Origin of the sequence: Bacillus sp. EKM208B (assembly GCF_011800725.1) — a bacterium.
Taxonomy (GTDB): domain Bacteria; phylum Bacillota; class Bacilli; order Bacillales; family Bacillaceae; genus Bacillus; species Bacillus velezensis.
Window position 1 is genome coordinate 1 of record NZ_JAANHO010000001.1, and the last position, 14093, is coordinate 14093.

Below are 14093 nucleotides of genomic sequence, written 5' to 3' on the forward strand. Positions count from 1 at the left end.
TAGCTAATGCGCCGCGGGTCCATCTGTAAGTGGTAGCCGAAGCCACCTTTTATGTCTGAACCATGCGGTTCAAACAAGCATCCGGTATTAGCCCCGGTTTCCCGGAGTTATCCCAGTCTTACAGGCAGGTTACCCACGTGTTACTCACCCGTCCGCCGCTAACATCAGGGAGCAAGCTCCCATCTGTCCGCTCGACTTGCATGTATTAGGCACGCCGCCAGCGTTCGTCCTGAGCCAGGATCAAACTCTCCGATAAAGTGTTTGACTGACTACGCACATCGCTGTGCGATTTATTTAAAACTTTGAATTAACAGGTACGTTTTGTCTTGTTTAGTTTTCAAAGAACTTTGTTGCTCCTCTCGAAGCGACCTCTTAATCATAACATTTTCAGTTTGCTAGGTCAATACTTTTTTAAAAAATATTTTCGCTAGGCTTGCCTTTCTATTAAAAAGACAACAAAAAGAATTATATCAGCATCATCACTATGTGTCAAAGCTTTTTTTCATTTCTTTATATAGTAAAAGCGCAGCCTGTTACAGCTGCGCTTTTTCGTTTATACTTCTTCCGTTTCTTCCGGCTGCTCTTCTTCATTCTTTTCCACAAGCGCCACAGTGGCTACATGCTCTTGATCAGACATGCGGATCAGACGGACGCCTTGTGTTACGCGTCCCGTAGTGGAAATATCATTAATATCCATTCTGATTAACACGCCGCTTGCCGTAATAATCATTAAGTCCTCTTCGCCTTTTGTTGCTTTCACGGTTACTAACGGACCGTTGCTGTCAGTGATTTTACATGTTTTAAGGCCTTTCCCGCCCCGGCTTTGAACTCTGTATTCTGAAGCAGGTGTGCGTTTGCCGTAGCCGTTTTCTGTCACTATGAGGACGTGGGAGTCTTCTTCAAGAATCTCCATGCCTACAACGACATCATCGTCTGTCAGCGTGATGCCTTTAACACCCGCAGCTGTTCGTCCCATTTGTCTTACATCTTCTTCAGGGAAACGGATCAGCAAACCGTTCTTCGTTCCGATGATGATTTGTTTCTTGCCGTCAGTCAGGCGGACGGCCATCAGTTCATCGTCTTCCCGGAGACCCAGGGCGATCAGCCCGTTATTCCGTATATTCGCAAACTGGGACAGTGCCGTACGTTTCGACACCCCTTGTTTGGTCGTAAAGAAGAGGTATTGCTCCTCATCAAAAGTGCTGACCGGAATAATAGCATTAATCCATTCGCCTTTTTCAACCTCCAGAAGGTTAATAATCGGAATGCCTTTTGCCGTACGGCCGTATTCAGGGATTTCATATCCTTTAGAACGGTATACTTTCCCTTTATTAGAGAAGAACAGGATCGTATCGTGCGTTGATGTGGAAATTAAGTGTTCCACAAAGTCATCTTCATTCGTTCCCATTCCCTGTACGCCTTTTCCGCCCCGTTTTTGGCTGCGGTATGTGGACGCCGGGAGACGTTTAACATAGCCGTTATGGGTCAGTGTGATGACGATATTTTCTCTCTCGATAAGATCTTCATCTTCAATTGTTTCAAGACCGGACGTCACGATTTCAGTGCGTCTCTCATCATTGAAACGCTCTTTGATTTCATTGAGCTCTTCACGGATGATCTCAAGAACTCTTTCTTCATTGGCTAAAATATCTTTCAGCTCGGCGATAAGCGCAACAAGTGATTGATATTCCTCTTCAATCTTTTCGCGCTCCAGACCGGTTAATCGCTGAAGGCGCATATCCAGAATGGCTTGCGCTTGTTTTTCAGTCAGTGAGAATTGTTCGATCAAACCCGTTCTCGCAATTTCAGCCGTCTGGGAACTGCGGATAAGAGAAATAACGGCATCTAAATGATCGAGAGCGATTCTTAAACCTTCCAGAATGTGAGCTCTCGCTTCCGCTTTGCGGAGTTCGTAAGCCGTTCTGCGCCGGATCACAACCTTTTGGTGATCAAGATAATGCTCCAGACATTGTTTCAGGCTCAGCACCTTCGGCTGTCCGTCAACGAGCGCCAGCAGGTTGATTCCGAAAGACGTCTGCAGGGCCGTTTGTTTGTACAGGTTATTCAAAATGACGTGAGCATTGGCGTCACGGCGGATCTCAATGACGATTCTCATTCCGTTACGGTCGGATTCGTCTCGCAGGTCGGTAATTCCTTCGATTTTTTTGTCCCGGACAAGATCTGCGATTTTTTCAATTAATCTCGCTTTGTTCACCTGATAAGGAAGTTCCGTAACAATAATTCTTTCTTTTCCTGATGATGTCTCTTCGATTTCAGCCTTAGCCCGGATTGTGATTGATCCCCGTCCGGATTCATATGCCTTGCGGATGCCGCTCCGGCCCAAAATCTGACCAGCAGTCGGAAAATCCGGGCCCGGGATGTATTCCATCAGCTCCTGGTTTGTAATCTCAGGATTCTCACTTACGGCAAGCACGCCTTCAATGACTTCTCCAAGCTGATGGGGAGGAATGTTTGTCGCCATTCCGACCGCAATACCGGCAGCCCCGTTTACGAGCAGATTCGGAAATCTCGAAGGCATGACGGCAGGCTCTCTTTCTGAACCGTCATAGTTATCTTGATAGTCAATCGTGTCTTTCGTAATGTCACGCAGAATTTCCATTGCGATTTTTGACATTCTCGCTTCTGTGTAACGCATCGCGGCCGCTGAGTCGCCGTCAACCGAACCGAAGTTGCCGTGTCCGTCAACAAGCATGTAGCGGTAGTTAAAATCCTGCGCCATTCTGACCATTGATTCGTAAACCGCTGAGTCACCGTGCGGGTGGTACTTACCGATAACTTCACCGACGATACGGGCAGATTTTTTATATGGTTTGTCACTGGTCATGCCTAAATCATTCATTGCGTACAAAATCCGTCTGTGAACCGGCTTCAGACCGTCACGCACATCCGGAAGCGCCCGGGATACGATAACGCTCATTGCATAGTCCAGAAAGGATGTCCGCATTTCCTGACTGATATTGACTTCACGTACTTGTGGTGTGTTTTGTTCACTCATTAAAAAAACCTCCCTGAAGTATCACATGAAATAATGTGGGAGTAGATTGTCCATTATGATCTTCAATACGATTTCACTATTCTCCATTATATCAATAAACTTGTGTTTATACACATTAATTTAGTAGAATATACGGGTTTTGCGGGTTTTCAGAGGCTTTAGAAGCCACTTTGAGAAAAAAGCCTTATTTCTTAACGAAAATAAGGCTTTCTTGGTTAAATATCAAGATTTTTCACGTATCTGGCGTTTGCTTCTATGAAGTTTCTCCGCGGTTCTACTTTGTCACCCATCAGCATTTCAAAAGTCTCGTCAGCGTCCATTGCATCTTCAAGATTGACTTGCAGAAGCGTTCTGGTCGCAGGGTCCATTGTCGTTTCCCAAAGCTGAGTCGCGTTCATTTCTCCAAGACCTTTATAACGCTGGAGGCCGGGCTTAGGTGATTGCGGAAGCTCTTTTAACAGCTCATCAAGCTGCTTATCGTTATAAGCGTATTCCACCCGTTTTCCCTGCTGCACTTTATAAAGCGGCGGCTGGGCAATGTAGACATAGCCGTTTTCGATGATTTCCCGCATGTATCTGTAGAAGAACGTTAATAAAAGCGTTCTGATGTGGGCGCCGTCAACATCGGCATCCGTCATAATGACCACTTTATGATAACGCGCTTTTTCAAGATTAAAATCTTCTCCGATTCCTGTTCCGAGGGCCGTGATCATTGATCTGACCTCATTGTTTGAGAGAATCTTATCAAGTCTGGCTTTCTCAACGTTCAGAATCTTACCGCGCAGCGGCAGAATGGCTTGGAAATGGCGGTCCCGTCCCTGTTTCGCTGATCCGCCCGCAGAGTCACCCTCTACGATATACAGCTCGGAAATGCTCGGATCTTTAGAAGAACAGTCCGCCAGTTTGCCCGGCAGATTGGAAATTTCAAGCGCACTTTTGCGGCGGGTCAATTCCCGCGCTTTTTTCGCTGCCATCCGCGCTCTTGCGGCCATTAAACCTTTTTCAACGATTTTGCGGGCTGAGTCCGGATTTTCAAGAAGGAATGTTTCCAGCGCAGAAGAAAACAGCGTGTCAGTGATCGTTCTCGCTTCAGAGTTGCCGAGCTTGGTTTTCGTCTGCCCTTCGAATTGCGGATCAGGGTGCTTAATTGAAATAATGGCAGTCAGCCCTTCTCTCACATCATCCCCGCTTAAATTCGGATCATTTTCTTTGAAAATCCCTTTTCTTCTTGCATAGTCGTTTATGACACGGGTCAGACCGGTTTTAAATCCGGCTTCGTGCGTCCCACCTTCGTATGTGTTGATATTATTTGTGAAAGAATAAATATTGCTTGTATAGCTGTCGTTGTATTGCAATGCAACTTCAACCGTTATGCCGTCTTTCTCGCCTTCGATATAAATCGGCTCTTCATGAACGACTTCTTTGGAACGGTTTAAGTACTCAACATAGCTTTTGATTCCGCCTTCGTAGTGGTACTCGTTTTTCCGTTCTTGTCCTTCACGTTTGTCTTCGATCGTGATGTTTACGCCTTTTGTCAGGAAGGCCAATTCCCGGACACGGTTTGAAAGCAGATCATAGTCGTATACAGTTGTTTCTTTGAAGATTTCCGGATCCGGAACGAAGTGCGTAATCGTTCCGGTCTTATCAGTATCACCGATCACTTCAAGATCGGCCACAGGCACACCGCGCTCGTACGCCTGATAGTGGATTTTTCCGTCACGATGAACCGTAACGTCAAGAGTAGTCGACAAGGCGTTTACGACGGACGCCCCTACACCGTGAAGACCGCCGGATACTTTATATCCGCTTCCGTCAAATTTACCGCCGGCGTGGAGAACGGTCATGATGACTTCAACCGCAGGGCGGCCCATCTTCTCCTGGATACCGACCGGAATTCCGCGCCCGTTGTCCTTAACGGTAATGCTGTTATCTTTTTCAATCTCAATATTAATATCTGTACAATAACCGGCCAGGGCTTCGTCAATACTGTTGTCGACGATTTCCCACACCAAGTGGTGAAGGCCTTTGCTGTTAGTTGATCCGATGTACATCCCCGGTCTCTTTCGAACAGCTTCCAAACCTTCTAATACCTGTATCTGATTCTCATCATAACTATTTTGCTGCTGTTCCATAGCCATGCACATTCACCTACACTTTTCTTAAACGATATATTCATTGTAAAGATCCGCTAAGAATCTATTTCTAACATAAATTGCGCACGTTTCTTCAGTGTGCCGGAAGATAAGGGAGAGTAATATATATTCTCAGTCGTGACTACGATAGACTTTGGCGTGCCGTTTACGGACGGCACTACTTTTTCTTTCTGTCTGTCCAGAAATTCTTCAACAATCGGCGATACATTGACCTTGCAGTCAAAAATGCCGACGATATCGCGTGTTGAAACGACAAAGTCGTCACCTAAATGAATATACAATCGCTCACCTCATTTCTTCACTTCACTAACGTACCGTTTTCCACACGGAACATTCCTGCTTGATGTAAGGTATCGTGGTCAATGCCATCCACGCTTGTCGTGGTGACAAATGTCTGCACACGGCCTTGGATCGTATGAAGCAAATGGGACTGTCGGTAATCATCCAGCTCGCTTAGTACATCATCCAAAAGTAAAATGGGGTATTCTCCGATTTCTTCATGAATCAAATCTATTTCGGCCAGCTTCAAAGACAAAGCCGTCGTACGCTGCTGTCCCTGCGAACCGTACGTCTGCACATCGCGTCCGTTCACATAAAAAAGGACATCATCCCGATGCGGTCCGAATAATGTGACGCCTCGTTCTATTTCTTTTTCTTTTAATTTCGAAAAAGACTCCTGGTAGCTGTTACCTATTTTCGACAAATCTTTGGGATCTGATACATCAAGCGCCGTGTGATACTTAAGCGTCAGTTCTTCAAGTCCCCGGGAAATGCCGGAATGGATCGGCTGCGCCCATTTTTCAAGCTGCGCCGTAAACTGCAGACGTTTGGCGACAACTTTTGCGGCTGCTTCAATCAGCTGATCAGTGAGAACGTCAAGCATAGTCCGGTCAGTCTGTTTCCGGCTTTGCAGCTGTTTCAGAAAATGATTCCGCTGTGAAAGGATTTTTTGATAAAGAGATAAATCATACAGATAAACGGCAGAAACCTGCCCGATCTCCATATCGAGAAATCTCCTCCTCACCTGAGGGCTTCCTTTGACGAGATTTAAATCCTCGGGGGCAAACATAATGGTGTTCAGCGCTCCGACATACTGACTGAGTTTTTGCTGCTCTATATGATTGACCTTGCCCTTTTTACCTTTTTTGGAGATGACAAGCTGCATCGGGATGTCCCCGTTGCGCTTCATCACTCTTCCTTCTATTTTAGCATAGTCTTCGTCCCACCGTATAAGTTCTTTGTCATTTGAGGTGCGGTGTGATTTTGCCATCGAAAGGACATAGATGGCTTCCATCAGATTGGTTTTGCCTTGGGCATTTTCCCCGATGATCACATTCACCTTGTTTTCGAATTGAAGCTCAGCGCGCTCATAATTACGGTAGGATGTTAATTCTAAATTTTGGATATACAACCGCTGTCACCCGCTTTAATTGACGACTTGAAATGAACCAAATCCTTCAATCGCGACCACGTCTCCAACGTAAAGCTTTCTGCCGCGGCGATTGTCAGGTTCATTGTTGACAGTCACCTCATGCTCGCTCAGAAACCATTTCGCCATGCCGCCGGACTGAATCACATCGGCTAATTTTAAAAACTGGCCAAGCGTAATCATTTCTGTATCAATCGAAATCGGATTTGCCATAATATCGACCTCTTTCAAATATCACTAATATCTAATTGTACTAAAAAATCCTGAAATAAGGAAAGGGAAAACTTGAGGGAGCGGCTGATGAATAGAAAAGCTGCCGAACTAAGCCGGCAGCACATTCTGTTTGATTAATACGTTCTGACCGGAAGGATGAGCTGAACGATGGTTTCATCATTCGGCGTACGGATAAGAAACGGTCTCATCGCTCCCGTAAAGCTGATACGGATGTCCGCTCCTTCAAGTACTTTCAGTGCGTCCATCATATATTTTGGACTGAATGAAATATTTAATTCCTCGCCGTCAATCTGGTCAGCCAGCACAGCTTCGACCACTTTTCCGATTTCCGGAGAATTTGATGAAATCTCAAGCGAATCCGCCGGTTTGGCAGAAAGCTTTACAACGTTGTTGCGGCCTTCTCTCGCCAATAAAGAAGCACGGTCTATCGCCTGTAAAAATTCCTTCGTGTTCACGACGATTTCCGTTTTGCTTTCCTGCGGAATTAAGCTGGTCGTGTCCGGATAGTTTCCGTCAAGCAATCTTGAGAAGAACAATACGTTTTTCGCTTTGAACAGAACTTGGGTTTCTGTAATCACGATATCAACCAGTTCTTGGTTGTCATCAAGAATTTTGCTCAGCTCGGTTAAGCTTTTCCCGGGAATGACCACGTTATAAGAGCTGTCTTCCGGAATATCAAGCTTCGCCTTTCTTAAAGCGAGTCGGTGGCTATCCGTGGCAGTGCATAATAATTCACCGTTTTCGACTTTCCAGTTTACACCTGTCAAGATAGGGCGTGTTTCTGAGGCGGACACAGCGAACACGGTTTGGCGGATCAGGTTTTTCAAAAGATCCGTCGGAATCTGAATGGCGTGATGCTCTTCGATTTGCGGTAGATGCGGATATTCATCTGCATCAAGGCCGTTTAAATTAAATTCGGCTTTTCCGGAACGGATAATCGTTAAATATTGATTTTGAACTTCGATTTCAACAGTCGCCATCGGCAGTTTTTTAACGATTTCGCTGAAGAAACGCGCTTGCAGCACGATACTTCCCGGCTGATCGATCGTCACGATTTCTTTATCATCTTCTTCTTTCGGAATGAATGACTCGATTGAAATATCAGAGTCACTTCCTGTGAAAGATACTCCTTCATCTGAGGCGACGATCTTAATACCGGTGAGAATGGGAATTGTGGTTCTGGATGAAACGGCTTTTAGAACGTCTTGTACACTTTCGACTAAACGATCTTTTTGAATCGTAAATTTCATGTTTATCCCCCTAACGGATAATATAATTAATATATTTTAAAAATAGCAGTAGTAATAGTAGGGCCTGTGGATTTGTGGATAAGTTGTGAAAAAGACAGGAAACACAGCCTATCCACATGTGGACAGACTGTGTATGGCTATGAAAAAGTTATTCACACTTTCCCCGACTCATCCGAGGGCACTATTATTTAAGCAGTTCTTTTATTTCTTTCACCTGCTGCTGAAGCTGCTCGTCATCAATCAGCAGTTTTGAAATCTTTTCGTGGGCGTGAATGACGGTTGTATGGTCTCTGCCGCCAAATTCTTCCCCGATTTTAGGCAAAGAAGAATCCGTCATTTCTCTTGAAAGATACATCGCAATTTGTCTTGGGAACGCGACGGATTTCGTGCGCTTTTTCGCTTTGAAATCTTCAAGCTTAATGTTGAATTGCTGTCCGACAATCCGCTGAATCTCTTTTATCGTAATGACCTTCGGCTTTGAAGACGGAATAATATCTTTCAATGCTTCTGCAGCCAGGTCTGCGTTAATGTCTTTATTGATTAAGGATGAATAGGCGACAACCCGGATTAATGCCCCTTCCAGTTCGCGGATGTTGCTGTCAATCTGATTCGCGATGTAAAGCATGACCTCGTTCGGAATATCAAGGCCTTCCGCCTTCGCTTTCTTTCTCAGGATGGCAATCCGCGTTTCCAGATCCGGCGGTGTGATATCCGTAATCAATCCCCATTCGAACCGCGAACGCAGGCGGTCTTCAAGGGTCGGGATCTCTTTCGGCGGTCTGTCGCTGGAAATCACGATTTGTTTGCTTTCTTCATGAAGCGTGTTGAATGTATGGAAAAACTCTTCCTGTGTTTGTTCTTTTCCGGCTAAAAATTGAATATCATCTATCAAAAGTACATCAACGTTCCGGTAGCGGTTGCGGAAATCAACGGCTTTATTATCGCGGATTGAGTTGATGAATTCATTTGTGAATTTTTCAGAAGACAGGTACACCACTTTGGCTGAAGGATTATGATCAATGACATAATGGCCGATCGCGTGCATTAAGTGGGTTTTTCCTAAGCCGACTCCCCCGTATATAAATAAAGGGTTGTACGCTTTAGCGGGTGCTTCCGCCACAGCCAGTGATGCTGCATGGGCGAATCGGTTTCCCGATCCGATGACAAATGTGTCGAATGTATATTTCGGGTTGAGCATGCTTTGGGGAAAATCAGACGGTTCCTCTTTTGCCGCTTTTTTCACTTGCGGTTTCGGTAAAAAGTCTTCTTCGTCCTGATTTTGAGGAATGACAAATTTGACGCTCAATTCTTCCCCGGTTAATTCATATATGGTATCTGCAATGAGATGTAAGTACCTGGACTCCAGCCAGTCTCTGGCAAATTCATTGGGAGCGGTGATGGTTAAGGTATCTCCTTGCAGCGAATGGGCTTTCGTCGACTTCATCCAAGTTTCGAAACTCGGTTTGCTTAGCTTTTTCTCAATTTGAGCTAGAGCTTGATTCCAAAGATCCAATATATTCTCCATTATCCGGCACAGCCCTCCTTTTCTTTAAAAATCAGCGCCCTTTCCCTGTTATAGAACACAAAAAAAGAGCATATGGCTCTGACCATTCGTACACACGAAATGTTGAAAACATATAGTATAGTAGAAAAATAGCTTTTCGACAAATTCCACAAGTTGTGGACAACAATCTACACAAGCTGTGTGAAAACAATCCACAACTTATCCACAAATTGTGGATAAAGAGAATGGACTGGATAAGTAATTAAGAGTTAAAACACAAATATAATATCAAATTAAGCGAGGACTTGCAATGGTTCTCGTAATCTTATCCACAAACCTGACAACTTGTTGAAAAATCTTTGTCCACAGGGGTTAGCAATGTGAAAATGTTGTCGATAACGATTGTGGATATTAAAAAAAGACCGAAAAATTATCCACATGTCGTTTTTTCGAGGGAGCGCGGTTTTTTTTTGCGTTAAAAAAAGGAATATGAAAAATAAGGTTTCTAAACTGATTAAGGTATGTTATCCTATTATGGTTGTAAGAAATAAAAGCACTGCTGAAGTTGACAATGAATAGGCAGCACAAATATAATAAGTAAGACTGTCTTTAACAGCTATTCCTCGAGGGAGGTGTCATAAATGAAAAGAACATTCCAACCGAATAACCGTAAACGCAGTAAAGTTCATGGCTTCAGAAGCCGTATGAGTTCAAAAAACGGTCGTCTAGTATTAGCACGCCGTCGCCGCAAAGGCAGAAAAGTATTATCAGCTTAGGCCACTGAATAATGTCAGTGGTCTTTTTTCACATTAAGAGAGTGAGATGTCATGCGTCGCCCGGTACTGGAGAAATTTCTTCAGTATTCCGGCGGCCCGTTTTTTTTAGATAGAAATAAAAGTTTCTGCGAGTGAATATCGGAGTGAATTAAAGTGAAGAAGCGAAATCGGTTAAAGAAAAATGAAGATTTTCAAAAAGTGTTTAAACGCGGAACGTCTATGGCAAACCGCCAGTTCGTGCTGTATACGCTTGATCAGCCGAAACAGGAAGAGCTCCGGGTAGGGCTTTCTGTCAGTAAAAAAATCGGCAATGCCGTCGTGCGCAATCGGGTGAAGCGGTTAATAAGGCAGGCTGTTCAGGAGGAAAAAGAGCTGCTCAAGCCGAAAGATTTTATTATTATCGCAAGAAAACCCGCCGGCGACCTCAGTTTTGAAGAAACGAAAAAGAGTCTGCAGCACTTATTCAGAAAAACCTCATTATATAAGAAATCTTCGTCAAAATAGCTCATATTTTGTTTTCTTCACGTTTTTAAAAGCGCTTCCTTTTATTTGGCGAAAAATGAACGCCATTTGAAACTGAAAGATGCTAAAATACATACAAGGTTTATAAAGATTGGTATAGGAGGAAACGTTCTTGAAAAGGAGAATATGGTTACTACTGAGTATGGTCGGTATGCTCGTGCTGCTGGCCGGGTGCTCGAGTGTGAAAGAGCCGATTACGGCGAATAGTCCGCATTTCTGGGACAAATATGTTGTGTATCCATTGTCAGAAGTCATTACGTACGTAGCGAAACTGACGGGCGATAACTATGGTTTATCGATCATCATCGTTACGATTTTAATTCGTCTGCTGATTCTGCCGCTGATGATCAAGCAGCTTCGAAGCTCAAAAGCGATGCAGGCGCTGCAGCCTGAAATGCAGAAGCTCAGAGAAAAATACAGCTCTAAAGATCAAAAAACGCAGCAGAAGCTTCAGCAGGAAACAATGGCCCTGTTTTCAAAGCACGGGGTAAACCCGCTGGCGGGATGTTTCCCGATCCTGATTCAAATGCCGATTTTGATCGGATTCTACCACGCCATTATGCGTACGCAAGCCATTTCACAGCACAGCTTTTTATGGTTTGACCTAGGAGAGAAGGATCCTTACTATATTCTTCCTATCGTTGCCGGTGTGGCCACTTTTGTCCAGCAGAAGCTGATGATGGCCGGAAATCCGACTCAGAATCCTCAAATGGCAATGATGGTATGGATTATGCCGATCATGATCATCGTATTTGCGATCAACTTCCCGAGCGCACTTTCTCTGTATTGGGTAGTCGGAAACCTGTTTATGATTGCTCAGACATTCCTTATTAAAGGACCTGACATTAAACACGATCCGGAAACGCAGAAAGCGGGAGGAAAGAAAAAGTGAAGAAGGTGACTGCTGCGGGACGGAATGTCGAAGAAGCAGTTCAATCAGGCCTTCAGGAACTTCAACTGACGAAAGATCAAGTAGAAATAACGGTGGTGCAAGAAGAATATAAAGGGTTTTTGGGTATTTTCGGAAAAAAGAATGCGATCGTAGAACTGGAAGAGAAAAGAAATCCTGTTCAGGAAGCGAAAGCGTATTTGGAAGAAATCATCCATTCCATTGCCGGACCTTCTGAGATTGTTACGGAAGAAAACAAGAAAACAGTCTGTTTTCACATTAAAGGTGAAAAAGCGGCGCTGCTTATTGGCAAAAGAGGACAAACACTCAATGCCCTGGAAACATTGACGCAGCTTGTTTTGAACCGCGGCTCCGGCCAGTATCGCCAAGCCGCTGTCGACGCTGAGAATTATCGGCGGAAAAGAAGAGAAATTCTGGATCAGCTGGCAAACAGGCTGGCCAAGCAAGTGTCGAAAACGAAAAAAGATGTGCATTTAGAACCGATGCCGTCAGGTGAAAGAAAAATCATCCATGACGCGCTGTCAAAGCATCCAAATATCAAAACGTTTTCTACCGGTGAAGGCCGGTACCGCCATCTCGTTATTTCCCATAAAGATAGCAGAAAACCGAAGTCCGGCTAAAATCGGAACTTCGGTTTTTTTATTGGCAAAAATGGCTCTATTCCTAAGCAGAATCGCATTTTTAGCGTTTAAGTTTTTTCTTTTTCGGTCTATGCTGTTGATAAAAAAGGTTTTAGGAAATAAAATTAATTGTTATTCACATGTGGATAAGTTAAAGTAATAAGGGATGAATTTCTGCCTTTGTGGATAACGTATCTTCCACTTCAAACCAAACTATGTTATCTTTTAATTTTGGCGTAAATAAAATTTTTTATATAGATGGAAACAGAGATAAAGAGAGGTGAACAGCATGGATACAATTGCAGCGATTTCAACTCCGATGGGTGAAGGCGCGATCGCGATCGTTCGGCTGAGCGGCCCGGAAGCCGTAAAGATCGCCGACAAAATGTACAAGGGTCCGAAAGGCAAAACGCTCAGTTCGGCAGAATCGCATACCATTCATTACGGGCATATCGCGGACAGCACGACGGGACGGATTATTGAGGAAGTCATGGTGTCTGTTTTAAGAGCGCCCAGAACATTCACAAGGGAAGATGTCATTGAAATCAACTGTCACGGGGGTATTGTGACGGTTAATCAGGTGCTCCAGCTTGCTTTAAGAGAAGGTGCGAGACTGGCAGAACCCGGTGAGTTTACGAAGCGCGCATTTTTAAACGGACGGATTGACCTTTCACAGGCGGAAGCGGTGATGGATCTGATCAGGGCTAAAACGGACCGTGCCATGAATGTCGCCATGAACCAGATGGAAGGACGGCTTTCCGCGCTTGTCCGCCGTCTGCGTGATGAGTTGTTAGAAACACTTGCCCATGTTGAGGTTAATATAGATTATCCGGAATATGATGACGTCGAAGAAATGACGCATCAGCTTTTAGTGGAGAAGGCAAGCGGCGTGAAGAAAGAAATCGAGGCGCTGCTCCGTACGTCTGAGCAGGGGAAAATTTTGCGTGAGGGACTGTCTACCGTGATCATCGGCCGTCCGAACGTCGGAAAATCCTCTCTGCTTAACAGCCTTGTCCATGAAACGAAGGCGATCGTAACCGATATTCCGGGAACGACGCGTGATGTGATTGAGGAATATGTCAACGTGCGAGGCGTGCCGCTTCGGCTTGTCGATACCGCCGGAATCCGTGAGACAGAAGATATCGTCGAAAGAATCGGTGTGGAACGGTCGCGGCAGGTTCTGAAGGAAGCGGATCTCATTTTGCTTGTGCTTAACCACAGCGAAGAGCTTTCTGAAGAAGATGTAAAATTGTTTGAAGCGGTTGAGGGAATGGACGTCATTGTGATTATGAATAAGACGGACCTTGAGGCTAAGATTGACGCTGAGCGCGTCAAGGAACTGGCGAAAGGCCGGCCTGTCGTCACGACCTCATTGCTGAAAGAAGAAGGCATTCAAGATTTAGAGGAAGCGATTCAGTCGCTATTTTATACAGGAGCGATCGAAAGCGGAGATCTCACCTATGTCAGCAACACCCGTCATATCTCGATTCTGCATCAGGCAAAGCAAGCGATTGATGATGCGCTGAACGGAATTGAACAGGATGTTCCGATTGATATGGTCCAAATTGATTTGACAAGGTGCTGGGAGCTGCTGGGCGAAATCATCGGTGATGCCGTCCACGAAAGCTTAATTGATCAGCTCTTTTCACAATTTTGTTTAGGTAAATAAAAGGGAGGAA

At 44.7% G+C, this 14093-nt stretch carries 12 protein-coding genes and 1 rRNA gene; 5 read left to right on the plus strand and 8 right to left on the minus strand.

Features of this window, described 5'->3' with window-relative positions:
- From G9F75_RS00005 to dnaA, 8 genes are all read right to left on the minus strand, one after another.
- Nucleotides 1–256, minus strand: a 16S ribosomal RNA gene (locus tag G9F75_RS00005); the annotation flags it as partial.
- A gap of 297 nt (nt 257–553) precedes the next feature.
- Complete coding sequence (gyrA, locus tag G9F75_RS00010; RefSeq protein ID WP_021494587.1) at nt 554–3016, minus strand: DNA gyrase subunit A; 2463 nt, start codon at nt 3014–3016, stop codon at nt 554–556.
- 215 nt (nt 3017–3231) lie between these two features.
- Nucleotides 3232–5148 carry a DNA topoisomerase (ATP-hydrolyzing) subunit B gene (gene gyrB, locus G9F75_RS00015; RefSeq protein ID WP_014720600.1) on the minus strand — a complete coding sequence of 639 codons (1917 nt, stop codon included), beginning with the start codon at nt 5146–5148 and terminating at the stop codon, nt 3232–3234.
- 56 nt (nt 5149–5204) lie between these two features.
- Nucleotides 5205–5450 (minus strand): extracellular matrix regulator RemB, encoded by a 246-nt coding sequence (gene remB, locus G9F75_RS00020; protein ID WP_004392908.1) that lies wholly within the window; start codon nt 5448–5450, stop codon nt 5205–5207.
- A 17-nt stretch (nt 5451–5467) separates the two neighbouring features.
- A complete protein-coding gene (gene recF, locus G9F75_RS00025) occupies nt 5468–6580 on the minus strand; it encodes a DNA replication/repair protein RecF (protein WP_007409910.1) in 1113 nt (370 codons plus the stop codon).
- A gap of 15 nt (nt 6581–6595) precedes the next feature.
- Nucleotides 6596–6811, minus strand: a complete 216-nt coding sequence (gene rlbA, locus G9F75_RS00030; protein ID WP_004392910.1) for a ribosome maturation protein RlbA — start codon at nt 6809–6811, stop codon at nt 6596–6598.
- A 134-nt stretch (nt 6812–6945) separates the two neighbouring features.
- Nucleotides 6946–8082 carry a DNA polymerase III subunit beta gene (gene dnaN / locus G9F75_RS00035; protein ID WP_014416704.1) on the minus strand — a complete coding sequence of 379 codons (1137 nt, stop codon included), beginning with the start codon at nt 8080–8082 and terminating at the stop codon, nt 6946–6948.
- A gap of 184 nt (nt 8083–8266) precedes the next feature.
- On the minus strand, nt 8267–9607 hold the full coding sequence (gene dnaA / locus G9F75_RS00040) for a chromosomal replication initiator protein DnaA (protein WP_004392913.1): 1341 nt from the start codon (nt 9605–9607) through the stop codon (nt 8267–8269).
- Nucleotides 9608–10227: 620 nt separating this feature from the next.
- On the opposite strand from dnaA, the gene rpmH reads away from it, so the two are divergent.
- The 5 genes from rpmH to mnmE all read left to right on the plus strand — a co-directional run bounded on the left by rpmH (nt 10228) and on the right by mnmE (nt 14083).
- Nucleotides 10228–10362, plus strand: a complete 135-nt coding sequence (gene rpmH, locus G9F75_RS00045; protein ID WP_003178075.1) for a 50S ribosomal protein L34 — start codon at nt 10228–10230, stop codon at nt 10360–10362.
- Nucleotides 10363–10515: 153 nt separating this feature from the next.
- The gene (gene rnpA / locus G9F75_RS00050) at nt 10516–10866 is read left to right on the plus strand and encodes a ribonuclease P protein component (protein WP_004392944.1); all 351 of its coding nucleotides are present in this window, start codon (nt 10516–10518) and stop codon (nt 10864–10866) included.
- A 160-nt stretch (nt 10867–11026) separates the two neighbouring features.
- Nucleotides 11027–11776, plus strand: a complete 750-nt coding sequence (gene spoIIIJ, locus G9F75_RS00055; protein ID WP_007409906.1) for a YidC family membrane integrase SpoIIIJ — start codon at nt 11027–11029, stop codon at nt 11774–11776.
- Nucleotides 11773–12414, plus strand: coding sequence for an RNA-binding cell elongation regulator Jag/EloR (gene jag, locus G9F75_RS00060; RefSeq protein WP_014419390.1), 642 nt, complete (start codon nt 11773–11775; stop codon nt 12412–12414). Before spoIIIJ ends, jag begins: the two co-directional genes overlap by 4 nt.
- Before the next feature lie 289 nt (nt 12415–12703).
- Nucleotides 12704–14083 carry a tRNA uridine-5-carboxymethylaminomethyl(34) synthesis GTPase MnmE gene (mnmE, locus tag G9F75_RS00065; protein ID WP_007409903.1) on the plus strand — a complete coding sequence of 460 codons (1380 nt, stop codon included), beginning with the start codon at nt 12704–12706 and terminating at the stop codon, nt 14081–14083.
- The last annotated feature ends 10 nt before the right edge of the window (nt 14084–14093 follow it).

Excerpts from the sequence above, each read along its gene's own strand:
- gyrA (WP_021494587.1), bottom strand. The coding sequence starts at position 3,016 with ATGAGTGAACAAAACACACCACAAGTACGTGAAGTCAATATCAGTCAG.
- gyrB (WP_014720600.1), bottom strand. The coding sequence starts at position 5,148 with ATGGAACAGCAGCAAAATAGTTATGATGAGAATCAGATACAGGTATTA.
- rlbA (WP_004392910.1), bottom strand. The coding sequence starts at position 6,811 with ATGGCAAATCCGATTTCGATTGATACAGAAATGATTACGCTTGGCCAG.
- dnaN (WP_014416704.1), bottom strand. The coding sequence starts at position 8,082 with ATGAAATTTACGATTCAAAAAGATCGTTTAGTCGAAAGTGTACAAGAC.
- dnaA (WP_004392913.1), bottom strand. The coding sequence starts at position 9,607 with ATGGAGAATATATTGGATCTTTGGAATCAAGCTCTAGCTCAAATTGAG.
- rpmH (WP_003178075.1), top strand. The coding sequence starts at position 10,228 with ATGAAAAGAACATTCCAACCGAATAACCGTAAACGCAGTAAAGTTCAT.
- spoIIIJ (WP_007409906.1), top strand. The coding sequence starts at position 11,027 with ATGGTCGGTATGCTCGTGCTGCTGGCCGGGTGCTCGAGTGTGAAAGAG.
- mnmE (WP_007409903.1), top strand. The coding sequence starts at position 12,704 with ATGGATACAATTGCAGCGATTTCAACTCCGATGGGTGAAGGCGCGATC.